Source organism: Leptolyngbya sp. O-77 (assembly GCF_001548395.1).
Classification (GTDB): domain Bacteria; phylum Cyanobacteriota; class Cyanobacteriia; order Elainellales; family Elainellaceae; genus Thermoleptolyngbya.
The window spans coordinates 3,172,766-3,198,441 of the sequence record NZ_AP017367.1 but is presented as its reverse complement, the minus strand read 5'-3'; the positions used below and the strand labels follow the sequence as shown (position 1 = coordinate 3,198,441).

Annotated in this window: 24 protein-coding genes; 12 read left to right on the top strand and 12 right to left on the bottom strand. The window is 55.3% G+C overall.

Annotation, left to right across the window (positions count from 1 at the left end; all coding sequences use genetic code 11):
• Positions 1–124: 124 nt before the first annotated feature.
• From O77CONTIG1_RS13610 to O77CONTIG1_RS13600, 3 genes are all read right to left on the bottom strand, one after another.
• On the bottom strand, positions 125–2,467 hold the full coding sequence (locus O77CONTIG1_RS13610) for a transglutaminaseTgpA domain-containing protein (protein ID WP_084782627.1): 2,343 nt from the start codon (positions 2,465–2,467) through the stop codon (positions 125–127).
• A 286-nt stretch (positions 2,468–2,753) separates the two neighbouring features.
• Positions 2,754–2,945 carry a helix-turn-helix domain-containing protein gene (locus O77CONTIG1_RS13605; RefSeq protein WP_286132702.1) on the bottom strand — a complete coding sequence of 64 codons (192 nt, stop codon included), beginning with the start codon at positions 2,943–2,945 and terminating at the stop codon, positions 2,754–2,756.
• A 38-nt stretch (positions 2,946–2,983) separates the two neighbouring features.
• The gene (locus O77CONTIG1_RS13600; protein ID WP_068511371.1) at positions 2,984–3,196 is read right to left on the bottom strand and encodes a helix-turn-helix domain-containing protein; all 213 of its coding nucleotides are present in this window, start codon (positions 3,194–3,196) and stop codon (positions 2,984–2,986) included.
• Positions 3,197–3,321: 125 nt separating this feature from the next.
• On the opposite strand from O77CONTIG1_RS13600, the gene O77CONTIG1_RS26935 reads away from it, so the two are divergent.
• Together O77CONTIG1_RS26935 and O77CONTIG1_RS25530 are read left to right on the top strand one after the other, a co-directional pair.
• Complete coding sequence (locus tag O77CONTIG1_RS26935; RefSeq protein WP_286132319.1) at positions 3,322–3,447, top strand: hypothetical protein; 126 nt, start codon at positions 3,322–3,324, stop codon at positions 3,445–3,447.
• A gap of 6 nt (positions 3,448–3,453) precedes the next feature.
• The gene (locus tag O77CONTIG1_RS25530) at positions 3,454–3,621 is read left to right on the top strand and encodes a hypothetical protein (protein WP_197673187.1); all 168 of its coding nucleotides are present in this window, start codon (positions 3,454–3,456) and stop codon (positions 3,619–3,621) included.
• Positions 3,622–3,771: 150 nt separating this feature from the next.
• Here O77CONTIG1_RS25530 and O77CONTIG1_RS13590 read toward each other — a convergent pair whose 3' ends face one another.
• Positions 3,772–4,341, bottom strand: coding sequence for a hypothetical protein (locus O77CONTIG1_RS13590; protein WP_068511368.1), 570 nt, complete (start codon positions 4,339–4,341; stop codon positions 3,772–3,774).
• 392 nt (positions 4,342–4,733) lie between these two features.
• Here O77CONTIG1_RS13590 and nrdJ point away from each other — a divergent pair, with 392 nt between their 5' ends.
• Positions 4,734–8,015, top strand: a complete 3,282-nt coding sequence (nrdJ, locus tag O77CONTIG1_RS13585) for a ribonucleoside-triphosphate reductase, adenosylcobalamin-dependent (RefSeq protein ID WP_068511366.1) — start codon at positions 4,734–4,736, stop codon at positions 8,013–8,015.
• A 65-nt stretch (positions 8,016–8,080) separates the two neighbouring features.
• Here the strand turns inward: nrdJ and O77CONTIG1_RS13580 are convergent, their stop codons facing one another.
• Entirely contained in the window at positions 8,081–9,739 is a 1,659-nt protein-coding gene (locus O77CONTIG1_RS13580) for an asparagine synthetase B family protein (protein ID WP_286132701.1), read from the bottom strand.
• Between the two features lie 473 nt (positions 9,740–10,212).
• Here O77CONTIG1_RS13580 and O77CONTIG1_RS13575 point away from each other — a divergent pair, with 473 nt between their 5' ends.
• The 4 genes from O77CONTIG1_RS13575 to O77CONTIG1_RS13560 all read left to right on the top strand — a co-directional run bounded on the left by O77CONTIG1_RS13575 (position 10,213) and on the right by O77CONTIG1_RS13560 (position 15,352).
• On the top strand, positions 10,213–10,836 hold the full coding sequence (locus O77CONTIG1_RS13575; protein WP_068511362.1) for a hypothetical protein: 624 nt from the start codon (positions 10,213–10,215) through the stop codon (positions 10,834–10,836).
• Between the two features lie 392 nt (positions 10,837–11,228).
• A complete protein-coding gene (locus O77CONTIG1_RS13570; protein WP_225894581.1) occupies positions 11,229–12,752 on the top strand; it encodes an asparagine synthetase B family protein in 1,524 nt (507 codons plus the stop codon).
• Positions 12,737–13,945, top strand: coding sequence for a diaminopimelate decarboxylase family protein (locus O77CONTIG1_RS13565; RefSeq protein ID WP_068511360.1), 1,209 nt, complete (start codon positions 12,737–12,739; stop codon positions 13,943–13,945). The genes O77CONTIG1_RS13570 and O77CONTIG1_RS13565 overlap by 16 nt, the downstream gene beginning before the upstream one ends.
• A 27-nt stretch (positions 13,946–13,972) precedes the next feature.
• Positions 13,973–15,352 (top strand): hypothetical protein, encoded by a 1,380-nt coding sequence (locus tag O77CONTIG1_RS13560; RefSeq protein WP_156435251.1) that lies wholly within the window; start codon positions 13,973–13,975, stop codon positions 15,350–15,352.
• Positions 15,353–15,452: 100 nt separating this feature from the next.
• On the opposite strand, the gene O77CONTIG1_RS24560 is transcribed toward O77CONTIG1_RS13560, so the two are convergent.
• The 3 genes from O77CONTIG1_RS24560 to O77CONTIG1_RS13550 form a co-directional block, all read right to left on the bottom strand.
• Positions 15,453–15,536 carry a hypothetical protein gene (locus O77CONTIG1_RS24560; RefSeq protein ID WP_317134263.1) on the bottom strand — a complete coding sequence of 28 codons (84 nt, stop codon included), beginning with the start codon at positions 15,534–15,536 and terminating at the stop codon, positions 15,453–15,455.
• A 61-nt stretch (positions 15,537–15,597) separates the two neighbouring features.
• Entirely contained in the window at positions 15,598–15,780 is a 183-nt protein-coding gene (locus O77CONTIG1_RS24555; RefSeq protein ID WP_156435249.1) for a hypothetical protein, read from the bottom strand.
• Positions 15,781–15,793: 13 nt separating this feature from the next.
• Entirely contained in the window at positions 15,794–16,945 is a 1,152-nt protein-coding gene (locus O77CONTIG1_RS13550) for a sodium-dependent bicarbonate transport family permease (RefSeq protein ID WP_084782624.1), read from the bottom strand.
• A gap of 597 nt (positions 16,946–17,542) precedes the next feature.
• On the opposite strand from O77CONTIG1_RS13550, the gene O77CONTIG1_RS13545 reads away from it, so the two are divergent.
• Complete coding sequence (locus tag O77CONTIG1_RS13545; protein WP_068511355.1) at positions 17,543–17,857, top strand: P-II family nitrogen regulator; 315 nt, start codon at positions 17,543–17,545, stop codon at positions 17,855–17,857.
• Positions 17,858–17,977: 120 nt separating this feature from the next.
• Here O77CONTIG1_RS13545 and O77CONTIG1_RS13540 read toward each other — a convergent pair whose 3' ends face one another.
• Positions 17,978–18,775 carry a biotin/lipoate A/B protein ligase family protein gene (locus O77CONTIG1_RS13540; RefSeq protein WP_068516562.1) on the bottom strand — a complete coding sequence of 266 codons (798 nt, stop codon included), beginning with the start codon at positions 18,773–18,775 and terminating at the stop codon, positions 17,978–17,980.
• A gap of 20 nt (positions 18,776–18,795) precedes the next feature.
• Positions 18,796–19,224: a YbjN domain-containing protein gene (locus tag O77CONTIG1_RS13535; protein WP_317134103.1), complete on the bottom strand. Its 429-nt coding sequence runs from the start codon at positions 19,222–19,224 to the stop codon at positions 18,796–18,798.
• Positions 19,225–19,650: 426 nt separating this feature from the next.
• Here O77CONTIG1_RS13535 and O77CONTIG1_RS13530 point away from each other — a divergent pair, with 426 nt between their 5' ends.
• Positions 19,651–20,223, top strand: coding sequence for a DUF1802 family protein (locus tag O77CONTIG1_RS13530; protein ID WP_068511351.1), 573 nt, complete (start codon positions 19,651–19,653; stop codon positions 20,221–20,223).
• Positions 20,224–20,833: 610 nt separating this feature from the next.
• Positions 20,834–21,889, top strand: coding sequence for an ABC transporter substrate-binding protein (locus tag O77CONTIG1_RS13525; protein WP_172799689.1), 1,056 nt, complete (start codon positions 20,834–20,836; stop codon positions 21,887–21,889).
• A gap of 1 nt (position 21,890) precedes the next feature.
• On the opposite strand, the gene O77CONTIG1_RS13520 is transcribed toward O77CONTIG1_RS13525, so the two are convergent.
• Complete coding sequence (locus O77CONTIG1_RS13520; RefSeq protein ID WP_068511348.1) at positions 21,891–22,685, bottom strand: SDR family NAD(P)-dependent oxidoreductase; 795 nt, start codon at positions 22,683–22,685, stop codon at positions 21,891–21,893.
• A gap of 385 nt (positions 22,686–23,070) precedes the next feature.
• On the opposite strand from O77CONTIG1_RS13520, the gene O77CONTIG1_RS13515 reads away from it, so the two are divergent.
• Positions 23,071–24,321 carry a GAF domain-containing sensor histidine kinase gene (locus O77CONTIG1_RS13515; RefSeq protein ID WP_068511346.1) on the top strand — a complete coding sequence of 417 codons (1,251 nt, stop codon included), beginning with the start codon at positions 23,071–23,073 and terminating at the stop codon, positions 24,319–24,321.
• Here O77CONTIG1_RS13515 and O77CONTIG1_RS24550 read toward each other — a convergent pair.
• Positions 24,299–24,484, bottom strand: a complete 186-nt coding sequence (locus O77CONTIG1_RS24550) for a hypothetical protein (RefSeq protein ID WP_156435247.1) — start codon at positions 24,482–24,484, stop codon at positions 24,299–24,301. The two genes, O77CONTIG1_RS13515 and O77CONTIG1_RS24550, sit on opposite strands and share 23 nt — an antisense overlap.
• Positions 24,485–24,528: 44 nt before the next feature.
• Here O77CONTIG1_RS24550 and ylqF point away from each other — a divergent pair, with 44 nt between their 5' ends.
• Positions 24,529–25,464, top strand: coding sequence for a ribosome biogenesis GTPase YlqF (gene ylqF, locus O77CONTIG1_RS13510; protein WP_084782621.1), 936 nt, complete (start codon positions 24,529–24,531; stop codon positions 25,462–25,464).
• The last annotated feature ends 212 nt before the right edge of the window (positions 25,465–25,676 follow it).

The following is a 25,676-nucleotide window of genomic DNA, read 5'->3' as shown; positions in this document are numbered from 1 at the left end:
TCTCTAAATCTCTGGAATCTCCGTTTGGGGTAGCGGCTTCCTAGTTTACCGGAAGGTGTGGGTTGGATGGCTTGAGACGTGCCAGTTTCGAGGAGGTGCTTTGGGGAAGTGCCCCTGGCACAGTCTAGGATCGAACTTTTCTGCGCGATGAGCCTCGGAGGCGGGCTGGGAGCGATCGCCCTTCTTGTCTTACCCGCTGCAAGCGCTGCCGCAAGCGCGACAGATCGCCCACCTGGCCGCCATAGCGCCACGTTACGTAGGACTGAGCAATCTGGTAGATGAGTTCCCCGTGGGCGGGCTGCTGCTGCTGGGCGGTGCGGGCAAACTCCAGGGGGGTGTCGCTGGGGGTCTTGCGAATGTGCTGTTCGGCGAGCCAGCGCAGCATTTCCTGATAGAGCGCCTCCGCCGGAGCCAGAGACTTCAACCAGCGGCGATCGCGCCAGGCCGTCCAGCCGCTCCAGCCCAGCCAGCCCAAAAATGCCGCCACCGTGAGGCCCATCAGCCCCGTCAGCAGCCCCACCCAGCCCTGGGTAAACCAGCGAGTCAGGGTAGACATGGCCCAGCCAAAGCCCTGGGCGATCGCCTCCAGCAGCCCGTTCAAAAAGCCCGATACAGGAGACGGCAGCCAGCCTGCGATCCATTCCCAAAACTTCTTCAGCGCGGCGAACACCTGCGACTCTTCGACCGAGGTGGGGATCACGTCTCCGCCGGGAATCGGGTTAAAGGCAAACCAGCCATATTTGTGGAAATATACCTCCGTCATGGCAAAGGCATCGGTGTTTCGCACCACGTAATAGCCCGTAAAAGGATTGAACTCGCCTGCGCCAAAGCCCACCACTAGCCGCGCCGGAATGCCAAGGGAGCGCAGCATGACGGTTAGCACCGTAGAAAAGTGGTCGGGATAGCCGCCCTGGTACTTGTAGAGAAATGCCTCGACCAAATCCTCGCCCTCTTCTAAGAATGGCAGATCGGGCAGAATGCGGTAGTTTTGTTTGAGATATTGTGCCAGGTAGAGGGCTTTTTCGTAGGGCGCGGTGATCGGCGTGGGTGACTTGGCCAGCGCCTCTTCTGCGGTCTGGCGGATGCGGGGGGCGATCGCCGCTGGCACATTTAGGTAATAGTCAGTAATGGTCGGCGGGTTGACAGTCGGGGCATTCCGCAACTGGGTGCGATCGCGGAAAGGCACCTCCGACACCACCGTGTAGGTCAGCCCTTCCGACAGCGGAATGGGCGATCGCAGCGATCCTTCGGGATCGATGGCAATTTGCCGCGTGGGAAAGTAAAGTTCCTTGGCCTCGTAGAGGGCGGGCACTAGGTTGGGCAAATCTGCAACCACAGTAAAGGTCTGAATCACTTCCCGCGTTTGGTTCAGCGTCACTGACCAGGGCAGAATTTGGCGATAGGTCCAGGGCGATCGCTCTAGCACCTGCACATCGTTTTCCCCATCCCGCGACACTTCCCAGCCCTGCCCCGTGTAGCGGTCAAACGCCATCACGCGCCAAAAGCCCTCGGACTGCGATCGCACGCGCATCACCACCTTGGGAGTCAGCGAACCACGCAGATTCTGATTCATCTGGCGATTAAAGCCATAGTAAAAATCTGCATCCACCTCGCCCGGCCCGCCCTGCACGTTGCCATTTGCACCCGTGCCGCTGCCCGTACTGGCGCGACCCTCACGCACATAGCCAGGGTTGATAATCGTGCCGCCGTCAAACTGGCCTTCAAACTGGATGGGCGCACTGACCGGAAACGCCCGCAGTTGATAACCCGGAAGGCGGGGCAAAAAGGCAAAAATCACCAGCCCCAGCGCCAGCGTAATGCCCAGCACGCCTGCCAGCGGCCGCAGCGGCAAGCTCTGGTGAATGCGCCGCATCGTCTTGGGAGCAACCCCAAGCTGGGAGCGATAGTCCAGCACCAGCACCGGAATGCCCAAAGCCACAAAGGCAATCAGCAGCGGCGCAAACCAGAAGGTCTGGCTGAGAGTGGCCGCCACGCCCATTAGGATCAGCCCAATCACAATGGAATAGCCCAGGTCTTTGCGGCGCGGCAGGTCAAAGCTGTGAAAGACCTGAAGCTGGATCAGCAGTTCCGCCAGGGCCATGCGCGTGTCGTTGCGCTCGGCCACCAGCCGCACAAAAAAGACCGCCAGCGCAATCAGCATGGCGATCGCAATGCAAAATTTCACCGGAATGTTGCGGCTGCGGCGACGCGACCAGCTCCAGGCCGCGCCCACCGCGCTCATCGGCACCGCCCACAGGCTCACGCCCAGCGCATCGGTCGTATCTGCCGCCGACACATCCACCGCAATGATGCCGACGATCACCATCGCCTGCACCAACACCCGCAGCGGCAGCGAATCTTCTGGCGGCTCCGAGGAATCCAAGTCGCCAAGCCGCCGCTGCATCTGCGCCCAGAGCGCTTTGCCGTTCAACCAGTTACCCTGCCGCTGCGAAACCGGATTCGCCATGCTGTTCTGCTACCCTCAAGCTATTCTGCTACCCGTTCTAGCACTGGTCTTCCCGGAATGGCTTCTAGATAGCGCTACCTGCCAACGAGATGAGTGCTAGCGCAACGCATCAAAGTTCTACTAGGTGGCGCTGACAGCTATACCCGTTATGCCACGCGGACGGTCTCCTATAAGGAGATTAGCGAGTTGCATGACGGCGTGCCCCCTAGCGGATGGCTTGGCGCAGGGCGCGTCGTCCTTTAGGAGAGGGATGGAGGATGAGGGATGGAGGATGAATGCGCTGCTTCTATTCTTCTAGAATTTCAACTAAATCCTCGATTGACACGTCGAAGGCGATCGCCAGTCTGCGAATTGCTGTGTAATCAGTCATGGTCATTGCGTCGCGCTGCACGTAGTTTTTGACGGTGCTGTAGTTCAGTCCGGCGCGTTCGGCAACTTCTCGGAGCGTCCAGCCCCGCTGCTTTGCAAATTCTCGAATTTTTAGCCGAGTTAGCCCCGTATAGCAAGACAGTCGCCTTATTCCTCCAGAATTTCTACCAGGTCTTCGATCGACACGTCGAAGGCGCGAGCTATCTTGAACACAGCACTTAGATCAACAGTATTCAGCATGTCTCGCTGCACATAGCGTCTCACCGTGTTGTAGTTCACACCTGCATAGTCAGCGACTTCTTTCAGTGTCCAGCTTCTCTGCTCGGCTAGCTCTTTGATGCGAAGTCTGACATAACCCATGTTTTGTTTGGCACTGTTGCGTATGCAACATATGACTTCGATATGCCAATGGTGCGTATGCAACGAAGGCATATTTTGAGAGAGAGGATAAACTTTGCACACCCTACCTGATTTCAGGTGACATCATGGTAACTCCAAAGTCTGTACTCGATTTGCTGCGGGTGCCGCTTCCGGCTGTGCCAAACGGTCAGCAGCCCGTTCGCATTCTAATTTGCGGCGTGCTGCCCGGTGTGAATCACATTGTGCATTAGCTCCATGTGCGGCGCTTTGCGGAAGCGGGCGAATGGTCGCCGCCGCTGCCGTCGCTGGTGGAGGGCGAGGTGATTCGCATTTTGCTGCGCTATTGGCAGGAGGGCGATTCCCGTAGGGAACGTGCGCCGCACCGCTTGCGCGAACGCTTCGCGAATCGCACGTTGCGGCCATAGCTCGGAAATATTGCCAGAGCGACTGCAAAAAAAATCAGTTGGGTCGGTCACGCCTTCCCAACTGAAATCCAAGTATTCAGGGCTATTCAGGGCTATTCAGGACCTTGTGCTGGCCCACGGGCTGCTAGGCTGAGTTTCCCTAGAACAGGCTTATCGACCCGCATTACAGACCCGACTCAGCATGGTTGTTGTCGCTTGCGACTGGGGTCGCTGGGCCGCGCCAAAGCTACCCCTTGCATCCGCAACTCGCCAGGTTCCATCGCAGGCCGTCATGGCTCTGCGTAGCTCCTGTCCCAGCCGATAGTCGAAGACATAGCTCCCTTGCTGAACCAGTCGAATGGAACTCAAGTCGAGATACACCGCCTGCCCGCCCACCGCTTCACCGAGATATTCCCAGTTCGTGGCGGCAGAATTGCAGACTCGATTCAGCATGTTGCGCGTGGCTGGCGACTGTGGCCGTGTCAGGGGTTCAGCATCGCCATTCCGATTGAACACCTGCCAACGCCCATCGCAGGGGGTGTATGCAGACTGCTGATCTCGACCGATTTGATATCGGAAGAAGTAGCCGCCTCGTCCGTGGGGCTGGATAGAATCCAAATCCAGGTAAACGTCTTCTCCAGTCACGGCAACGCCCTGATATTCCCAGTTGGCGGCGATCGCCGGAGTGGCCACACTGCCTGCCAGCGTCAGGGCGATCGCCGTAGAAATGAACTTTCGCATCTTGATCTCCTCAGGTTTGGTCGCTCACCTGGCGTTTGGCTCAGGCGAAGCGCGGATTGCGCTGTAGTGTGGATACTACGCAGCAATAACTCTTTTCGGAGAATTAAGAGCTGAGATGCCAAAGATTCCCCCTGTGGGTACTGGGTTTCAGGTCGTGCCCAAGGGCGATCGCCCCTAGAAAACCACCATTAGAAAAATCTTGAATTTTCAAACCTGAGCGTATATAGTGTAATGCCTAGAGACAGCCCGCTATAATGGCACTATATATTGAGGATGTGAGATTGAGAGGGTGAAATTAAGGGTGTGCCCGCTGGGTTTTCCAGTGCCTTTGCAAGATTTTTCACAGCACAACTTCACAACACCATTCCACGATACATACGAGCGATCGCCCTATGGTTCAAAACATCGAACGTCCCAGCCAAACCAGTCCCTTTCCCGCGTCTGCGCCCGCCGCTAACCCTGTGTTTTATCGTACCTATAGCCGCCGGGGCGAAAAGGCGGAAGGGCGGCGCGAGACCTGGGACGACGTGTGCGATCGCACCCTCAGCGGCATCATCAAGCTGGGCAAGCTGACCGACAGCGAAGCCGACCTGCTTGGCCGGATGCAGCGCCAGGTCAAGAGTCTGCCCTCTGGTCGCTGGTTGTGGGTGGGCGGTACGGCCTGGGCCGATCGCCCCGAAAACTTCTCTGGAGCCTATAACTGCACCAGCACCAACGTCGTGGACTGGCGAGCCTTTGGGCTGATGATGGACTTGGCAATGATGGGCTGCGGCACGGGCGCAGTGCTGGAGCCGAAGTATATCAACCAACTGCCCGCCATTCGCAACCGACTGACGATCCACATGCAGGGCGACATTGGCAGCACGCCCGCCGACCAGCGCCAGAGTGAGACGACAGTGACTGTGGAGGGCGATCGCGTCTCGATTCGCGTGGGCGACAGTCGCCAGGGCTGGGTCAAGTCCTATCAAACCGTGCTAGAACTCTCCACCGATGAGCGGTTTAACGGCGAAGTCACCGTTACGATTGACCTCAGCGATGTGCGTCCAGCGGGCGAACGGCTCAAAGGCTTTGGCGGCGTGGCAAATCCCATCCGACTGCCCCAGCTTTATGAACGATGCGCGGCGATTTTGAACAAGGCGCTGGGCCGCCAGCTCAACTCCATCGAGTGCTGCCTGCTGATCGACGAGGCCGCCGCCTGCGTTGTCGCTGGAAATATCCGCCGCTCTGCTGGGATGCGCCAGTTCGACAGCGAAGATGAGTTGGCCAAAACGGCCAAGGACAACCTCTGGATGCAGGATGCTGAGGGCAACTGGCGCATCGACCCTGAACGCGACGCGCTCCGCATGGCGAACCACACCCGCGTGTTTCACCGCAAGCCGACGCTGGAGGAATGCACAGATGCCGTTCGCAAGCAGTTCTATTCGGGCGAGGGCGCGATCCAGTGGGCGGGTGAGGCCGAGCGTCGTGCCCAGGGCGAGGGCCGCTATGGGCTGAATCCCTGTGTGACTGCTGAAACCTGGGTTCACACAGGCGACGGGCCGCGCCAGGTCAAAGACCTGATCGGCAAGCAGCACAGCACCTATGTAAACGGTGAGCTATTCAGCACCACACCAGAGGGATTTTTCTACTCTGGCACGAAGCCTGTATTCAAACTCTCTACTCAGGAGGGCTTTGCGCTACGGCTGACGGGCAACCATCGATTGCTCAAGGTCACTGCCCAGACCCAGAAGGCGCAATACACCGAATGGGTTGCGGCAGAAGACCTGCAACCGGGCGATCGCATCTTATTACACAACCACCGCGATCTGACTCCGTGGGATGGTGCAGGAACCTGGGAAGAGGGCTGGCTCTTGGGCAACCTGCTGGGCGACGGCAGCCTGTCCACAACCCAGTGGAGTGACACCGCCGTGCTGCGCTACTGGCAAGCATCGCAAGCAGAGATGAGCCAGCACGCAATCCAGCTTCTGAAGACCGCCGTTGGCTACGAACCGATAACGCCCGAAGCTCACTATCATGCCCAGCTTAAGCACCGGGTAATTAACTCCACAGGACTGGCGAAACTCGCGGCCCAGTTTGGCATGAAGCCAGGGCAAAAGCAGATGACGGCGGCACTGGAAGCAACCAGCTACGAATTTCATCGAGGCTTTCTGCGCGGGCTATTTGATGCTGATGGCAGCGTCCAGGGCGATCAGATTAAAGGAGTCAGTGTGCGGCTGGCGCAGAGCAATCTGAACACCCTGAAAGCAGTGCAGCGGATGCTGGCTCGACTCGGCATCATTGCGACTCTGTACGAAAATCGCCGTTCTGCTGGCTATCGTCTACTGCCCGATCGCGATCGCCAACCTGCGCCCTACGCTTGCAAAGCCCAGCACGAGTTGGTCATTGCCAAAGACAACTTACACCAGTTCCAGAAGTTGGTCGGGTTTCAGGAACCCCGAAAAGCCCAAAAGCTGGAGGAGGCGCTCAAGGGCTACAAGCGTCAACTTAACCGTGAGCGGTTTGCGGTGACGGTCGCTGCGCTGGAAGCAGACGGGACAGAAGCAGTGTATGACTGCACCGTGCCCGGCCCGTCCTGCTTCGATGCTAACGGGTTGGTTGCCCACAACTGTGGAGAAATCATTGGCGAAAACTTCCACTGCAACTTAGCGGAAGTTCACCTAAATCAGCTTGATCCGTCAGACTTCAAGCAGCAGGAGGAGGCGTTTACCGCTGGCGCATTGTCCGTCGCAGCACTGCTCAATCATCGTTTTGTTGAACCCCGCTACCAGCAGTCGCGGGAGGAAGACCCGATCGTGGGCGTGTCTTTCACTGGGTTGTTTGATTTCTTTGTGCAGGCGTTTGGCGTAGAGTGGCTGCGCTGGTGGGCGCAGGGCCGCCCCGACACGGTGAAAGGTCTGGAGTTTAAGGAGAAGGAGCAGCAATACCTGAGCTATTGGAAAGAGGTGGTGCATCGCGTGGTGTGGGACTATTGCGATCGCCATCAGCTTCGCCGCCCCAACCGCTGCACCACCGTCCAGCCTGCGGGCACAAAATCCCTGCTGACGGGTGCGTCTCCCGGCTGGCATCCGCCCAAGGCCCAGCGCTTCATCCGCCGCATCACCTTCCGCAAGAATGATCCCGTGGCGCTGGCCTGCCTGGATTATGGCTACAGCATTGTGCCGTCGCAGTCTGACAAAGACGACGACGGCAACCTGCTGAACGACCCGTTTGACCCGCGCTGCACCGAGTGGCTGGTGGAAATTCCCGTGGAGGTTCCCTGGGCAAACCTACCTGGAGCCGACGAAATCGAAATCGAAAAATTCAGCGCTCTGGCTCAGTTTGATTTCTATATGCAGGTGCAGCAGCACTACACCGCCCACAACACCAGCGCCACCATCGAGCTAAACGAAGACGAGATCGAGCCACTGGCCCAGGCGATTTATGGGGCGATCGCCCAGGATCAGGGCTACATCAGCGCTGCCCTGCTGGCCCGGTTCAATGCGCCGTTCCCCCGGCTGCCCTTCGAGAAGATCGATCGGGCTACGTATCTGAAGCTCCAGCGTGAGGTGCAGGAGCGGCAGCGCACGGCTGACTTTTACGCCGCGCTGGCCCGATACGACTCTGGCGAGCTAATCGAAGCGGGGCCCGCTGGCTGCGACAGCGACAAGTGCATGTTGCCGGAGCAAGGAAAATAGAGATCGGCGATCCAGAGCGTCAACGTCAGAAACGGCAAATTTCTCTAGCAGGGCCTGAAGCTCTGCTAGAGTTGGTGTACCTGGAGCCAACTCTCCAAACTTGCCAGCAACCAGAGTTTCACGCCATAGCGTCGCCAAGTATCACCCTGGTAGGTAAGCCAATCTTGAATCAGAGCGTGATTAAGATAAGGAGAAATGGCTGCTTTCCGATTTAATAGCAAAGCCCGCGCTTCCCGCTGCCAGTGTTTTTGAAACCCAATCTGCACCGGCACCATCATGCCGCTTTTGGGGCGGTTTACAATGACATCGGGTAATAAATCTGCAACTGCTTGCTTGAGGACAGCTTTTTCCTGAATGCCAGAGAGCTTGTGTTCTGGTGGAATTTGCATACTCAGATCAACCATTCGCGGATCAAACAAGGGCGATCGCCCTTCTAAACCAACCGCTCGCGTCAGGTTACTGACCTTTGTCAGAATGTGATCTGCCCCCTTGAAGCGGATATTGATCGCCATCAGACGGTTCAGATAATGCAGGTCTGAATTCAGCCAGCCCTCAAAGTAGTAGGGTTCTGACCGCACTGCTTGCCATATTTCTGGCTTGAGCAGTTGCGGCAACTCAACGGCGCACTTTTGGAAGCTGATGAGGTAGGCTTGAACCGCGTCTTGTTGGTTAAACCTGCCGTAAAGACTCTGGATCAGCATGGGCTGATTTTTTGGGCCGCCGAAGCATGGATCACCCCCTTCACCATTCAAAACCACGTTCACGAACTGCTTTGCCAGCCGACCTAGCAGAAGATTTGGAACCGTTAGCGGATCGCCAATGGGATTATCCAAGTGCGCCATGGCTTCAGGCAAGAATGCCCATAGGTCAGACAAAGAAATTTGAAGGATGTGGTGATGGGTTTGGCAATGCTGGGCAACTAGTGACGAGAATTCCAGTTCATTAGGATATTGCTCACCAAAGTGAATGGAAAATGTATGCACAGGCGCATTGTGAAGTTGACAGGCGAGGGCTGTCACGCAGCTTGAGTCAATGCCCCCTGATAAAAAGCAGCCGACGGGTTCATGGTTAGGCAGGGCATCTTTCACCGTTTCTTCTAACAGGTGTCGCAATCTCTGACTGTGCCATTCAATAGACTCTGCTTCTCCAACTATTCGCTCCTGCAATGTCCAGTAGGGCTGGATTTGGTCGTTTGGTAGTCGCAGCGTTGCTCCAGGAGACAGCTTTCGTACCCCTTTCCAAAGGGTGCGATCGCCAGGGACGAAGGCACAGCAGAGGTAGTCCCGCAGGGCAATCTCGTCTATCGCTCGGTTGTGATAAGGCAGGAGTGATCGCATGCGAGGGGCAATCCAGCGAGTGGCTCCATCGGTTGTGTAATAGAGGGTCTGCACACCAGCGGGGTCGCGGCCAAGGGTCAACGTTTGGCGATCGCGATCGTAGACCGCAAGGGCGAACGTTCCTGTAAATTGCTGCCACGGAGCCAAGGCATCTTCTGCGCCAAGACGCTCCCAGAGTTGGGCAACCAGATGTAAGTCACTCTCTGGCTTCCTAGTTAGCCCAAGCTGTGCGGCTAAAGGGGCTGGCTGACACAACCAAACAGTCCCAATGACGACCCAGCGCCTTGAGGGGCTGAAGACCGGAATCAGGTTTGCGGAGGATGGAGCAGACGGGTGTGAAGCGAAAAAGGCAAAACTGCCATCTTGCCAGGCCGGTTTTTCTGGCAGGAGTTCGATTGACCCAAAAGCAATCTTCCAGGCGGGTGCGAGTTGAGGGGCAAATGCGGGAAGTTTATGGAGTGAGGGTTGGAAAAAAGACTGGAACCGATCTTTGAGGAAAAGCATAGCTAGGGGCAAACTGCTCCATGTGAAGTCAAAATGTATACGCTTACGGGTATGTAGTCTATATGTAGTCTAAAGATTAGCGTCTAGTACTTAAACCTAGACAGTTGATCTAGCCACCTGCGTTAAAGGGAAAAATGCATCTTCTAAGGAGTTGTTAAGAAGTTGTAGCCCAAAGACTGACCTAGGGAATAGCACAAGGGTGTTAGATGTTTGGCTAGTTTCAGGTTACCCATGGAGGTTATGTCAATCACTCCTCAGCAATCTGAATCGTTTATGAAGGTTGCCTTCTTTTAAGTGTTCATGTGTTCACGCTTGTTATCCGATATACCCCAATTGATTAGCCTTTTGGAGGTGTTATGACTTCTGGAATCACAAACGCTCAACTTCAGCAAATTATTGAAGAAGTTGAGCGAATGAAAAAGGAAGAGCAATCAACACTAAGCCGGGAAGAGGTTAAACAAGTATTGGAGGAGTTGAACCTGCCAGCCGACTTAGTGGATGAGGCGATTGTGCGGGTTAATCAACGGCTAGACCAAGATAGTTATGAGAAGAACTTGCGTCGTATTTACTGGATTGCTGGAACAATTGTCCTGGCTACAATTGCGGCAGTATTCTTCGGGTTTCAGCAACGGCAGGCGAAGATGTCTCAGGTAACTGCGGCGCAAGACCGCCTTACCTTGACGCAAGATGATGGCAGCAATCTGACGGTGGTGAATCGACAGCAATCGCCGGAGGTTGTTTATCGAGTGACGCTGGCGCAGGCTCCGGTGGGCGATCGCCTCACGCTGAGCTGTAACTGGACTGATCCAACCGGGGTGATTGTGAAGCAGAACCGATATGAAACTAAGCAGATTACAACCCCTGTTTGGAACACGTACTGTCGAATGCCGCTGGGTTCTGGCACGACCGCCGGAACCTGGACTGTGGAAATGTTTTTGGGCGATCGCCCCCTAGAAAGTGCCCAGTTTCAAGTGCAGTAGGTATGTCAGCGTGGAAGTTTGCCCCACCAGTGGAGAAACCTCACTCGTTTATCGGTTGCTGGGGTTGGAAGCCGCCGGATGTCCTGAAAAGTCTGCTAGCACAGCATTTGGAGAAGCTATCTCTCCCCCAAGCAGAGATTTGTTGGGGACAATCTGCTTTTCTTTCTAGAGAGTCTGCTGCTCGTAACTCCTGGGGCTGGGCGATCGCCTATCTCACTCCCCAGGCGAACTCATCTTTGGATTCTGCCCACAGCCCTCCTTCCTTCGCCGCCTCACGCTCCGAATCTTCTTCCTACGACTCTTCTTCCTACTGAGCTGCCCTCTGTGCGGGCGGAATTTTGACCCATCTGCAACCGGATGGCTCTCTCTTTCCTGACGCGTGGGTAAGGCTGGTGCAATGTCCTGATGGCAGCGTAGGACTGGAACTAGGGCGCGATCGCTTTGGACGAGTGCCCCTCTACTGGCAGCAGCAACAGCAGGTTCTCTGGTTTTCGTCTCGATTGCAGCTTTTGCTGGCGGGGTCGCCTATAGACATTAACGCAGCCGCCCTCCACGCCTACACCTGCTTCTCCTACGTGCCTACGCCCCTGACCCCCGTTCAGGGCATCCAGGCTGTCCCCGCAGGGATGCAGCAGACCTGGCAATTAGACGAGACGGGGACACTGCAATGGGCCCAGGGGCGATCGCAGGAATGGCAGGAGGCAGGCGACCAAATTGACGATGAGCCGACGGCGGTTAGATCGCTCCAGACTCTCCTCAAAGATTCCATCTGCCGCCAGACTGCCGACCTGAAGGACGAACCCGTTGGTGTGCTGCTGTCAGGAGGATTAGATTCCTCCATCGTTGCCGCGCTGCTGGTGCAACTGGGGGTGCGGGTGACGGCCTACTCCCTTGATTTCGGCGTTCCTGAACAGTCAGAATTGGACTATGCCAGGTGCGTAGCCGATTACCTAAGCATTCCGCTGGTCACGGTCGATGCCTCCGCAAAGCGGATTCGCCGGGCGATCGCCCCCACTGCCGCAGCACTGGATTTGCCCTTTGGTGATGGGGTGACGGTTCCCCTGTTTCTGCTAAAGCAGCGAGCCGCCCAGGACACCTCAGTGATCTTCAATGGGGAACACGGCGATCAGTTGTTTGCGGGGTGGACAAACAAACCGCTGATTGCGGCAGGTGTTTACAGTTGTCTGGCACCGAACGACCCATCTCCAGAAGCCGCTTTTTATCAGCAATATCTGAAAACGTTTCATCGGCTTGCAGGGTATGAACATCACGTTTTTCAGCCAGATTTCCTAACCCAGCACGACCTGCCAAACCCAGTGAATTGGCTGCGAGAGGCGCTCGATCCTCAGTTCTCAACCGCCATTCTGCATCGGCTGCGGCGGGCAAATTTGATGCTCAAGGGGGCCCAAAATATTCAGCCCCGCGCGACGGCTTTGGCCTTTGCCCACGGCTTGCGCGTGCGATCGCCCTTCTGTGATGTGTCGCTGGCGGAATGGACGTTTCGCCTGTCTAATGAACTGTGTCTGCAAGGTTCTTGCGAGAAATACATCCTCAAGCGAGCTGTTGAGAACTGGCTACCCCCTGAAATCGTCTGGCGCACCAAGCGCGGCATGGGCGTTCCCTTAACCCTCTGGTGTTTCAACGACCTATGGCACGACTTGGGCCTTTGGCTCAATCCGGCGGTTCTACAAGCCCAAGCCCACCTACAGCCCGACATTGCCACTCGCATTGTCTCAGGTTCCCTGGGGGGCCCAATTCAGGGACGGCGGATTGGTGAGTGCCTGTGGCTACTGCTCATGTGGCAAGCCTGGCGCAAAGCCATGCTTAAGGAGGCAGATTTTCCCCATTCCTGGAATCATCCCTTCTGGCTTCCTGCTCAACTTTGGAGAAGGTTAAACCAATGGCAGAATTCCTAATCCACAATCCCACGCTGGCTCAAGACTTGTTGGAGACCTATGGGTCACCGCTGTATGTGTATGAGGGCGATCGCCTGCGATGTACCCTGCATCACATTACGCAAGCCTTTGAGTATCCCAAAACCCACTTTCACTTTGCCAGCGTCACCAATGGCAATGTGGCCCTGCTGCAAATGATTCGAGCGGCGGGGTGGGGACTCCATGCCAACACCCCAGGCGATGTGTTTTTGGGGCTGAAAGCCGGCTTTCACCCGGCCCACATCGTCTATAGCGGCAGCAATCTCAATGCTGCGGAAATGCAGCAACTGCGAGACTGGGGCGTGACAACGCTTAATTTAGACAGCCTGGCACAACTGGAGCTTTGCTGCGAAGTTTACGGTGCGGGAATAGCGTTGAGTGAACCCGAGCGTCTGCGCTTGGGCCTCCGCCTGAATGTGCCGGAATTAACCGGAGAGAGCCGCATTGGTGTGCGTCCTGAAGAATTTCCAGCGGCGATCGCCCTCACCCATCAGTGGGGCTTGCAACTCACGGGGGTTCACTTCTATCGCGGCACCGGCACGAATGCTACCCAAGCCTTTACCCAAGTAATCGACCGCGTAATTGACATTGCCCAAACTTTACCCGACTGGCGCTATCTCGACTTTGGCGGTGGCTTTGGCTATCCCTATCGGCATGGCGGAGCCGCGTTTAACTGGCCAGCCTTTGGTGCTGCAATGACCCAAGCCTTGCAGAAGCTCAACCGACCCATTGAGTTGGTGATTGAGCCGGGCAGAGCCGCGATCGCCGGATGCGCTACCTTGCTCACGCGCGTGGTTTCGGTCAAGTGGCAGGGCGATCGCCAGATTGTGGGCACTGACACAACTGTAGCCAACCTATCGGTTCCTTCAGTGCATGGCGGCTACCGCGAAATCTGCTCCCTCAGCCCTGCCCACACTCCAACCCTTTACTCCACGGATGTTTGTGGAAACACTACCTACTCCCGCGACTATCTCGGTCGGCAATGCCCACTGCCCAAACTTGAAACCGGCGATATCCTAGCCATTCTCGATGTAGGGGCCTACGGATATGCCATGTCCTCCCATTTCCTGCATCGCCCCCGCCCAGCGGAGGTGCTGCTGGAGGGCGGCTCTCACCGACTGATTCGCCAGCGAGAAGATTATCAAGTCCTGATCAGCAACCAGGTTTTTGCATAACTCAGGTTTTTTGCAAGGAGAAGCCCCATGAAATGTATTCAATGCGGTACAGACAGCAACTATAGAGAGCGTAGTGGCAACAATTACCGCTGCCCAAAATGCCAGCATCCGTTTGCCTTTGAGCCAACCCAAATGGGAAGTCTCAAATTTACAGATGGCTTTTTTGCTAAGGCAATTGCCGACCTTGCTGCCAACAATACCCTCTACTTCACGCCGCAGCAGTTTTACTATTGGTTTGATCAAAAGTTAAAGCGACGTGACATCTACCCTTTTACTGGTCGTCTTTTTTTCTATATCGTTCTCATGGTGACTCCTCTTATGTGGACTCCTGTTTTATTTGAGCTTGCCAGCCTCTATAACTTCTCTATGGTTCAAGGGAGTATATTTCTTGCACTTTTCACAATCTATAATTTGTTATGGATTGTTGGTTTATATCGATATAGCAATAGCCCAAAAGTCCCTACTAAGGGCCGTCGAACATCTGCAACTATGATGCAAGTTATAGGCGCTTTCCTTGCGGTCGTCGCCTTTGTCTTCGCTGTCTGGAAAAACTCAATTATTGTGTTTGGAGTTCTAATTACTGAGTTTGGAGTTCTTGAGTTTGGAGTCACAGCACTTGTTGCAATCACAGCGCTTTGGTTAGGTTTTTTTCAAAAGCGAAAAGCTGCCAAAATTCCAGAAGTCTTCCGATTTAGTAGTACCGACCTGACCAAGTGGCTGGATCAGTGGACTCAAGCCAACGGCCCCATTGAGAAGATGCTGCCGTCCCCCAAGCAGCTTTTGACCTCAAGCCAGCAGGTGGATGTTCTTAACTCCCAAGTCACAGCCTATAGTTTCGACCGGCTAGTGGTCTGCCAGAGCGATGCGATCGCCCAAATGCTGATTAGCAACAACGTTCACTTTGAAAACAACTGCGCCATTTTGAGCATCAATGGCTACCCCCAACCGATTTTTGGCACCGTCATGCAAATGCTGCGGCGCAATCCAGACTTGACGGTGTTTGCCTTCCACGATTGCAGCCCTAAGGGGGTATCGCTGGCACATCAGTTGCAGACCAGTCCCCACTGGTTTCAAAACTCCGACATCACAATCATCGACATTGGTTTGTTGCCAAAACAAGTTTTGTCAGCACGGCGCGACTTTATTATCCGCAACTCTAAAGAGATGGCCCAGGCCGCTGCGAAGTTGCCAGCTCCAATTAAGCAAGCTCTATCAAAAGCCGAACTTGCCTGGCTTGCATCAGGAAATTTCGTGGAGCTTGAGTCCCTTTCCCCATTGCAGCTAATCCGCGTTCTAAACCGCAGCATCGCCAAAGGGCATCTTGTGGAGACAGAAGGAAGTACTGACCTTATGTTTGTCGGAAGCGACCATGACTCTTCCTTCTATTTGACCGAGAGTTTTGGTTGATCAACCCAACCATCCAGAAAACGACTCAGAGCGCAGCACTTTAGAGCCAACCCTAAAACGAAATAATCAAAAAGCTGTCCTGAAACTTTGCGCCCGTTACCTAGCGGCCGCTGAGTTCGGGCCGCAAGGAAATGTTGCGGCGCTGGTCTCCCGCTTCGACGGTGACTTCCGAACCAGACTGGATGAGTTTGACCTGGGTTTTGTCGAAGCCGGGGAAAAGAGGGCGACTCTGTGCTCAGCAACATTCACGGCGATCGCCCAACGGTGTTGGTGCTGGGAAGATGAAGGGCGATCGCCCAAAGGTGCGGATGCAAGGAGATGAAGGGCGATCGCCAAAAGATACTGGCACATAAAATTTGACTGGAAAACCCAGGCTTCAGCATAGCCGCTGCGTTGGTCGCCGGGTCAAACGGACACCGGCAGACCACGACTCGGCAGGAATCAGCCACCCATGAGCGCTTGGGCAAGACCAATGTAAAGCGGTATGCCAAGGGCGATCGCCACTGGCGTTCCAACGGCCGTAGACGCGCCGATGTAGGCAGAGGGATTGGCTGAGGGGATACCCGCTCGCAGGGTGGGCGGTCCCGAAATGTCGGAACTAGAGCAGGCAATGACGGCCAGGATCACAACACCGCCGAGGCTAAACCCTGTTGCAAAGTGAGCAATCATGCCAAGACCAAAGGCGATTAGCCCATGCACCAGTGGAGCCACTACGGCATAGACAGCGTACCACTGAGCTACCTTACGCAGTTCGCCAAGCCGGGACCAAGCCTCCATTCCCATGACCAGCATCAGGATAGACAGCAGCCCCCGAAAGAGAGGCTCGTAGAAACTTTCAAAGACGCTGTCTGGGCGGGTTAGGATGCCCAAAGCGATACCGAGCAACAGCGCCGAGAGCGCCGAACCCTGGAGGCTTTCCTTCACGATGGGCCAAATCCTGACCCGCTTGCTTGGGGCGGCATCCGGATCTTTCGGATATCCGGCCGCAGTAATGCCCGACCCACGGGGATACCTGCTTGCAGGGCCGCTGATCTCGTCGGCATACCCACCGACAGCCACGGACTGCTTGCTGACATAGTCCTCACTGAAATAATATTTATCGCGCTTCCGCTTGCTGAGATAAATGCTAGCTACAACGATTGCCGTCACGAGCGCGGGGATATCCATAAAAGGATACAGGGCCCCTGCCCAAGCTTCGTACTCAATGCCTTGCTCTTCTAACAGCGTCAAGGCGGCGGCGAGGGTCGAACCACTCACAGCGCCAAATAAGCCCGCAGTGGCAACAGCGTCCACAACTTTAACGTTTGGCAACTTGGCGAGCGTGTAGCGCCCAATAAATACAATCAGAATCCCCATCACTACGGCGAACATTGCAGGCAATAACATTTCCGACAGATTGGCCTCGCGGATTGCAATGCCGCCGCTCAGGCCCACCTTCATGAGCAGCATGAAGACAATGAATTTATAAATTGCATCTGGAATTTGCAGTTGGCTCCCGAGGGAAGCAATAACCATGCCGCCAATTAGAAAACCGAGCGTCGGGGACTGCAACTGTGCCACGAAACGCATTAAGAAACCGGACAAGAAATCCACAGGTACCTCCTTCCACGTCCTCTAACGAGGAGTCATGATGATGACAGGTGAGTTCAAAAGGTTGAAAAAAGTAGGCGTGAACCGCTTCACCCCTACAGCACAGGCACTATGCAAGAACCTGCCGACGGGCTGCTCAGAGAGGGTAGACCTCCGAAAGACTTCGGACGGCGATAGCTATCTTGCATCGTTTTTCATAGACTTTCATCTATTAAGACTCAAATCTGCATGGACTCAAGTCTATCCTAGAATCGACAGATTTTTGCATCCCTTAACGTGGACATGGCATCACATTTCAAATTTGTGTCATAAGTTTTCCTTTTGCGTAGTGATTCTTAATATTGACTGGTTATTGACTGGTTAATATCAATCGAGATCATCGATTTTTTCAAGGGATCTAGAACCCACGCACTAGTTTTCCTGAGATTCCATAAGTGGCGCTAATAGATAAGCGGTTTTTATGGAATGTTTTCGCTAATCTGAGTCAACCTTCCGCAATAAGGGGTATCTTTGTCATAAACTCAATGATATGGTTTAGGGAAAAATCATAGACTCTTTTCTTTGATTTTTGCGGCAAGACGCTTTTAGGAGGTAGGTTCCATGACTCAGAAAGCCAGCAAACTCGTCATCGTTACAGAGAAATTGTTGTTAAAGCAAATTACCCAGATTATCGATGAAGCCGGAGCCGCTGGCTATACGGTGATGCCCGCTGGTGGAAAGGGCAGTCGCAACGTGCGATCGTCGGGACAACCGACCGTTAGCGATGTCTACTCGAATATCAAGATTGAGGTGCTTACCGCCAGTCGGGATATGGCTCTCAACATCGCAGACACCGTTGCAACGAAGTTTTTTGACGATTATTCAGGTATTGCTTATCTCTGTGATGCGGAGGTATTGCACGCGCACAAGTTCTAGGGCTGGTCTTAGTTCTCGCATGGCGAGGGGAAACGGGCGATCGCTCTTGCTGGGTCAGTCCAAGGGCGATCGCCTCTCCGTAGCAAGCGTGTAAGTGGCGGGCTGGGTTCAGTCGCAACCCTACAGGCTTTGGCGAAAATTCTGACGGGTATCGCCCAGAGCGTCAATTTTCAGTGCGTCGATTTGCCGCCATTCGGCACTGGTGATGGGCTGTGCAACAAGGCAAATGCCAAAGCACTGTTCTGCTGCGGTTGCCAGAACAGCGATGATAGCGGCGAGGTCAGGCGGATCACCGATGGCAGATTTGATCACTCCATCGGTTGTTTGCGCTGTGCCAAAAACCTGACAAGACAGGTCGAAGTCGGGACAGAGGCGCATGGAGCCATGTTGCAAAATGCACTCGCCGCGCCGCAGTTGAGCGCTGCCAACAAGCTTGTAGCCGCTGTCGGTGACCAGATCGGCGCTGGTGGCCGTGCCAAAGCAGTGGGGATTGTGGATGTAGCCGCGTCCGGCGTTGCCGTAGTGGAGCGAAATGCCGAGCGATCGCCAGCCTTCAATCAAAAACGCGCAGATTTTCTCATAAGCGGCTTTGCGGCTGGGCTCCAGCCCCGACGTGATGACGGCATAGGTCAGATCGCCCTGATGCAGCACCGCACGGCCGCCGCTGGGACGACGCACTAGATCGATGGGCTGCTCCTGGTAAGTGAGCGATCGCCAGTGTTCAGGGATCTGACGCTGATGATAGCCAAGGGAAAGGGCGATCGGTTCCCAGGTGTAAAACCGCAGCGTCGGCGGATGCAAGCCCTGGGTATGTTGCTCGAACAGCCAGCGATCGATTGCCATTTGCGTCGCGCCATCTGCTCTCATCAGTGGAATGAGCCGCCAGACGGGGCGAGAATCCCTGTAGTTCGCGTTCATGGCGAGGGAACCGCCCAGGTTCAAGCGCCAAACTCAGCCTGAAGAATCTCGTCGTAGCTGTCGGCAATAGAAGCCACCATCGTGATGTTGCGTGACACCTCGCCAGGCGACAGTTCCGCTACGGTGCGCTGCGCCGCAACCACCACCTGATTGTCCATAATCGCGAAGTGCGACTCGAACGTGCTTGTCCAATTCAGTTGCAGCAGCTTTCGCATCAGTTCTAGCTCATTTTTGGCCGGCAAATTCAGTACGGGTGACCAGACGGCGAGTATATCGTCATCTGTTTCGCCCGTAAGCTGTACAAACACCTCTACGCTGCCATACTTAAACTTCCACAGATTGCCCTGGTCAGATCGGCTGACCATCGCGCTCTGGTCTTCTTGCAGGCTGGAAATCACAGTTTCAACGACATCCAGATGGCTGGTCGCTTCGATAACTTCTTCTGTCAAAGCTGGGCTGGATTCAGGTTCCATAGGAAGCAGGTCGCTCAGTGAGTGGACAAATGGTGGGGGGATTGGGGACAACCGTAGACGAACACGAATAGCCGAAGAAAATTGCAGAACCAGGAAATACCTTTGGGTGTAACCCAGGCTACAGCCTGATTTGCAAGGCTACTCACAACTTTAGCCGCTCAGGGTGCAATCCTGCATGTTTCTACGAAGTTTCTTTCTAAAGCGGCTAAAGCGGGCGATCGCCCCAGGACTTCATGACGCACTGCCTCGCCCAACGCGCTAGATTAAGCACAAAGCCGCCTCCCGTCCTCACTCGCTGTGCTGCCGATGACCCGCCTGAACGTCCCCCAAAATTCCACCTCCCAAAGTCCAGACTCTTCTTTAGACTTTTCTTCAGACTCTTCTTCAGAGAGTGCTAGATCGTTGGTTGCAGCGCTCAAGGAATGGGCGATCGCCATCGAAGCCCTGCTCAGCGGCGACACCATTCTGCTGTTGCGAAAAGGCGGCATCCGGGAAACGGGCGGACGATTCAGCGTGGCCCAGTCTCGCGTGCTGCTCTATCCCACCTATGAACATCAGCAGCCACACCTGCTCAAGCCACCCTACGCCGACCGAGTGCAGCCTGTCCCCTCCGGCTGGCATCCCAACACCGTAACCCTCTGCGCCTGGGCCGATATCACCCACATCTTTCAAATCACCACCGCAGAAACCGTTGAGGCGCTGCTGCCGTTTCATATTTGGACAAACGCCCTAGCTACAGAACGGCTGAAATGGAAGCCTCAGCAGCCGCTCTACGTCCTGCTGCTGCGCGTGCATCAGTTCCCAGAATCTTTCACGTTGCCTTATCAAGAGGCCTACGGCGGCTGCAAATCCTGGATTGATGTGGAGCTTCCCGTTGGACGGGCCGCAAATCCCTTTATAGATGCGCCGGTGCTGACTCAGGAGCAGTATGCCCATCGGGTAATGGAGGTTGAGCGGGTGGTTTTGGGACAGTAGAGAAGGCTCCGGGTGCCGAGCCAACAGCCTTGGGGGGAGCTTCCCCCCCAAACCCCCGCTTGGGGGACGAAGTGCGTCCCCCCAAACCCCCTCCGACCTCGGTTTCGGCGATGCAGTCGAGATACTGTCTGTGCCAGATTCGACTGGATTTGTCGTGACACAAACCTGAAAGATTCTCCTTAGAGATGCTGCGCGATTCTTTGGAGAGACGCTGCGCGATCGCCTCTATCACTCATGCAATGTGAAGCAACCTCTCGGACACACTGACACGCCCTTAGGAGGGGGTGTGGGGGACGCTTCGTCCCCTGCAAAAGGGGGTTTGGGGGATATCCCCCAAGGCTGTTGGCTCGGAACTCCAGAACCCCGGCTCAGACCAGTTCTACAGACCAGTTCTGCAGACCAGTTCCACAATCCAGGTCGCCCAATTCTTACAGAATGCTGCACAAGCCCCACGTTGCCCAAGCCCCAGCGATACACTATGGAATTGGCTGGCGCAAGCGATCTGTGCCGCCAGGCACACCCTGACGAGCGGTTCTTGCCTAGTCTGGACTTTGAAAACCGAATTGCAAGCAAACTAAACAGTCAGAGGAATAACCAAGAGATTAGAAAAATGCTGCATCGCATCATCACCGCAGTTTTAATTGGGCTTCTGGGCTTTACGTCGCTGTGGGGCCCTGCCCAACCTGCCCAAGCCGCAGGCTGCACCCTCACGGCAATCGTCTGGGAAGGCTACACCGACTCGTCTTTTGCCGATACTTTTGAAAAAGAAACCGGCTGCACGATCAAAGCCACCTACGCTGGGTCGAGCGACGAAATGTTCGCCAAGTTCCGCGCAGGCGGCGGCAAAAATTATGATCTGGTCTCCGCATCGGGCGACATCACCGAGCGGCTCTACAAAGCAGGCCTGGTGCGCCCCATCGACACCAGCAAGCTGCAAAATTACAGCGCTGTATTCGAGTCATTTCAGGACGGCAAGTGGAACACCTTCGGCGGCAAGCCCTACGGCGTAACCTTTGCCTGGGGACCCAACGTGCTGGTTTATAACACCAAACAAGTAAAACCCGCGCCGAAGTCCTGGGATATCTTATTTGACGATAGATATTCTGGCAAAATCGCCCTGCCCGATAACCCTATGACCATTGCTGACGTGGCGCTGTGGCTGGGCAAAGCCAATCCCTACAACCTTACCGACGAAGATCTCGCCGAAGTGAAAGCCAAGCTATTGGAACTGCGCCCCCACATTCGCAAATTCTGGACGACAGCAGGCGAACTGGCCAACCTGTTTCAGTCGGGCGAAATTGTGATGGCTCACGCCTGGCCGCTGACCTATACCCAACTCAGCAACGAGGGTTATCCTATTGGCTCCGTCAGTCCCCAGGGCAAGCTGACGGGCTGGACAGATTCCTGGATGATTTCCAAGAATTCCAAAAACCCGGAAGCGGCCTATCAGTGGATTGACTTTATCCTCAGTGGCGACGGGCAAAAGGGCGTGATAGACGTGACGGGCTACTCTGGCGCAACGACGCTGGGCGCGGAAGCGGTGGGTGAGGAAAAAGCACACGAGCTATTCATGGATGACCTGTCGCTGCATTCGCAAATCAATATGTGGCAGAGCGTGAAGAACTACGACCAGTGGGTGCAGCTCTGGAATGAAATCCGCAGCTAGATTACGGCTCCTGATATGTCCACATCAGTCCGCCGTCTACCAGGAAGGTTGATCCTGTGATGTAGTCGGCTTCGGCGGAACATAAGAACGATACCAAAGATGCCACCTCCTCCGGATTGCCCATGCGCTGGAGGGGGATTTTTTTGAGAAATTCTTTGGATTCGTCTGAGTCGTCTTGCAGACTGGTGTTTTTGTCGGTGGCGATCGCCCCTGGTGCGACATTGTTAATCGTAATCCCCAGCGGCGCGAGTTCCGTTGCTAGCGTGCGGGTCATCATCTTCATGCCGCCCTTGCTGGCGCAATAGGACGCAAAATCGGGAAATGACAGCTCCTCATGCACCGAGCTAATGTTGATAATCTTGCCGGGATGCTGGGCATTCATGCAGTGATGCACAAAGGCCTGTGCCGAAAAGAATGCGCCTTTCAGGTTCACGTCCATCACCTGGTCATAATCTTCTTCGGTGACTTCCCAAAAGGACGCTTTCTTCTGAATGCCTGCGTTGTTGACCAAAATATCCAGGCGACCAAAATGGGCAACCGACTCCGCGACCATGCGGCGCACTTGCTCCACTTCGCTCACGTCCGCCTGCACGATCTTCCCTGCCCCATTGCAGCCATATTGAAAGCACTTGCCGCCCGCCGCCTCTACTTTGGCCAGGGTTTCGGCTGCGCCTTCGGGATCAGCGCGGTGGTCGATGACGATTCTGGCCCCGTCGGCCGCCAGACGCAGGGCGATCGCCTGTCCAATGCCTGTGGTGCTGCCCGTCACCAGCGCAACCTTTCCGTCCAATTTCATGGCTGCCTCCCCAGGAGATTATTAAGAAATACTTGTAATCAATGGAATTTTTGTTACCTCACAGCAAGATCTTGTTACGCAATGCCTCCTCCTGACCAGCCTCAAAAGAGGCATTCTGGCGAGTTTTTTCTACTTCTCTAGACAGACTGTAGACAGAACCTTGAGTTAAACGCAGGGGTATTGCAAGACATACTAGACTCACGAACTATTGATTTACTGTTGATGAACTATTGCTGAGCAGTCGAGAAGGAGCGCACCCGAATCTGCCATAATACTTGAGCTTGAATCCATGACATTCCAGGGTCAACCGCAAGAACCGTTCATTCCACAGCACGCTAGTCATGCAGATCGTCCAAGTCGTCGATCCGCTCACTCAAGCAGATTCATGCAATCCCGCGCTCGGTGGCAACGAGACCAGCAAGTGATTGAGGCGCTGTCGTCTCTGCTGGACTATGTTGGAGATTTGAACCGCTATTTGGAACGAATCGCGTCTAGCGTTTGTCACTTGCTGAGAATGGATGTAACCGTGATTACGCTCTGCGAAGGGGACGGGTTTGATCGCGTGATTGCTAGCTCCGATGGCGAAGAAGATCACACGCTCTATACGCTCCACGGAACAGTAACCGGAACAGTGGTAGACACTGGGCGATCGCTCGTGGTAGAAGACACGCGCCTGAATCCCGAAGCAGGCGAAATTCCCGATGGCTATCTCTGCTATCTCGGCGTTCCCCTCCGCACCCCCCACGGCGACATCCTCGGCACAGTTTGTTCCTTTAGCTATTCGCCGCGCCAGTTTGCCGAGGAAGAAGTGCGGACGGTGGAACTGTTTGCAGAGCGGGCGGCAATGGCGATCGCCCACTATCGCCTCTATCAAGAACAGCAGCGATTTAACGAAATGCTAGAAGCGGAGGTTGTCAAGCGCACCCAAGAACTCCGCACTGCCCAGTCCAAGCTCATCGAGCAAGAGCGGCTGGCCGCCATCGGAGAATTTGCCGCTATGATCGTCCACGAAATTCGCAACCCGCTGACGACGGTGAAAATGGGGCTAAAAGCTTTTGAGCGACTGGCTCTGGCAGCGCCAGACCAACTGCGGCTGACGCTGGCCAGCGAAGAGGCAAACCGCTTGGAAGAGTTGCTCAACGAAATTCTCCAGTTTTCTAAGCCGCAGCGGGCCATGCAGACCGAGGCCGTTGACCTAGTGGCGCTGCTGCAAGACGTGGTGACGCAGGTGCAGGAAACGCCGATCGCCCAGGGGCGCGTCATTGAGCTGGCGATCGCCCCAGAATTGCCGCCTGTGATGGGCGATCGCAACAAGCTCAAGCAAGTGTGCCTAAACCTGCTGCGAAATGCTTGCGAGGCGGTGTCGGAGGGCGATCGCATCCGTTGCACCCTGCTGCTCGATGCCGACGCTCCCCCTGCCCCCCAAAGACTCTGCCTATCCATCCACAACGGCGGCCCGCCCATTCCCCCAGAAGACCTGCCCAAGCTGACGCGCCCCTTCTACTCCACCAAAGCAGGCGGCACCGGCCTCGGACTCGCCCTCGTCAAGCGTATCGTCGATGCCCACGGCGGCAGCCTGTCCATTCAATCCACCGCCACAGAGGGCACCACAGTCACCCTTCACCTGCTAATCTAAGCTTTGCGTTCTTCCCTCTTCGTTCTTCGTTCTTCATTTTTCCCTCTTCCCCCTTCCCTCTTCGTTCTTCGTTCTTCATTTTTCCCTCTTCCTCCTTCCCTCTTCGTTCTTCGTTCTTCATTTTTCCCTCTTCCCCCTTCCCTCTTCGTTCTTCGTTCTTCATTTTTCCCTCTTCATTTTTCCCTCTTCCCCCTCCCCTCTTCCCTCATGTCCACGCCCCCCATCCAGTGGTATCCCGGTCATATTGCCAAAGCCGAGCGATCGCTCCTGGAACAGTTGAAAAAAGTCGATGTCGTGCTGGAGGTACGGGATGCGCGAATTCCCTTAGCGACGCGCCATCCGCAGATGAGGCAGTGGTTGGGCAACAAAGAGCGGGTGCTGGTGCTAAACCGCATGGACATGATCCCCGCTGGAGTGCAGCAGGACTGGCGTGCCTGGTTTCAGCAGCAAGACGAGACAGCTTATTTTACCGATGCAAACCACGGCAAGGGTGTGGAAGCCGTGTCCAAAGCAGCGCAGGCGTTGGGCGAAAAGATGAACCAGCGACGGCGCGATCGCGGTATGTTGCCCCGCCCCGTGCGGGCAGTGGTCATCGGCTTTCCCAACGTGGGCAAGTCGGCGCTGATTAATCGGCTGCTAAAGCGGCGCGTGGTGGAGAGCGCCCGTCGCCCAGGCGTGACGCGCCAGCTCCGGTGGATTCGCATTTCCGACGAGCTAGAACTGCTAGACGCACCGGGAATCTTGCCTTCCAAGCTGACGAACCAGCAAGCCGCGCTGAAGCTGGCCATCTGCGACGACATTGGCGAAGCCGCCTACGACAATCAGCGGGTCGCCGCCGCCTTTGTAGATCTGTGGAAAGAACTGGCCGAAGCTGCCCCTACCGTCATTGGCAGTGGGTTGGAAACTCGCTATGGGCTGTCGCCGTCTGGAGTCACGGGCGAAACCTACCTGGCGCAACTGGCCGAGCATCGCTATCAGAACGACATCGAGCGAGCCGCACGACAATTGCTGAATGATTTTCGCAAGGGGCTGCTGGGAGCCGTGCCGCTGGAGTTGCCGCCAGCAGCGATCGCAGCGGAGGGACGGGGCAATCCTGAAGAAAGGGCTGAAGAAAAGAGTGGGGAACACTCTGGAGTACAGTAGCTCCCAGAGATCCTTGTAAGGAAATATAAAGCGAGTTTACTTTTTCCTAAAAATCTGGATCGGTAAAGACACAAACTGAGCGTTTTGCAGTGCAGTCGGGCGATCGCCCTTATTACAAAACATGAACTTAGTTTGAAAACATTGTGCTATCCCATGCAGAGTATAAAAACTCGCGATATATATCGTAAGTGTAGAACCCTGCAAGGCAGGGC

Excerpts from the sequence above, each read along its gene's own strand:
- O77CONTIG1_RS13610 (WP_084782627.1), bottom strand. The coding sequence starts at position 2,467 with ATGGCGAATCCGGTTTCGCAGCGGCAGGGTAACTGGTTGAACGGCAAA.
- O77CONTIG1_RS13600 (WP_068511371.1), bottom strand. The coding sequence starts at position 3,196 with ATGGGTTATGTCAGACTTCGCATCAAAGAGCTAGCCGAGCAGAGAAGC.
- O77CONTIG1_RS26935 (WP_286132319.1), top strand. The coding sequence starts at position 3,322 with ATGGTAACTCCAAAGTCTGTACTCGATTTGCTGCGGGTGCCGCTTCCG.
- O77CONTIG1_RS13590 (WP_068511368.1), bottom strand. The coding sequence starts at position 4,341 with ATGCGAAAGTTCATTTCTACGGCGATCGCCCTGACGCTGGCAGGCAGT.
- nrdJ (WP_068511366.1), top strand. The coding sequence starts at position 4,734 with ATGGTTCAAAACATCGAACGTCCCAGCCAAACCAGTCCCTTTCCCGCG.
- O77CONTIG1_RS13575 (WP_068511362.1), top strand. The coding sequence starts at position 10,213 with ATGACTTCTGGAATCACAAACGCTCAACTTCAGCAAATTATTGAAGAA.
- O77CONTIG1_RS13565 (WP_068511360.1), top strand. The coding sequence starts at position 12,737 with ATGGCAGAATTCCTAATCCACAATCCCACGCTGGCTCAAGACTTGTTG.
- O77CONTIG1_RS13560 (WP_156435251.1), top strand. The coding sequence starts at position 13,973 with ATGAAATGTATTCAATGCGGTACAGACAGCAACTATAGAGAGCGTAGT.
- O77CONTIG1_RS13545 (WP_068511355.1), top strand. The coding sequence starts at position 17,543 with ATGACTCAGAAAGCCAGCAAACTCGTCATCGTTACAGAGAAATTGTTG.
- O77CONTIG1_RS13540 (WP_068516562.1), bottom strand. The coding sequence starts at position 18,775 with ATGAACGCGAACTACAGGGATTCTCGCCCCGTCTGGCGGCTCATTCCA.
- O77CONTIG1_RS13525 (WP_172799689.1), top strand. The coding sequence starts at position 20,834 with ATGCTGCATCGCATCATCACCGCAGTTTTAATTGGGCTTCTGGGCTTT.
- O77CONTIG1_RS13520 (WP_068511348.1), bottom strand. The coding sequence starts at position 22,685 with ATGAAATTGGACGGAAAGGTTGCGCTGGTGACGGGCAGCACCACAGGC.
- O77CONTIG1_RS13515 (WP_068511346.1), top strand. The coding sequence starts at position 23,071 with ATGCAATCCCGCGCTCGGTGGCAACGAGACCAGCAAGTGATTGAGGCG.
- O77CONTIG1_RS24550 (WP_156435247.1), bottom strand. The coding sequence starts at position 24,484 with ATGAAGAACGAAGAACGAAGAGGGAAGGGGGAAGAGGGAAAAATGAAG.
- ylqF (WP_084782621.1), top strand. The coding sequence starts at position 24,529 with ATGTCCACGCCCCCCATCCAGTGGTATCCCGGTCATATTGCCAAAGCC.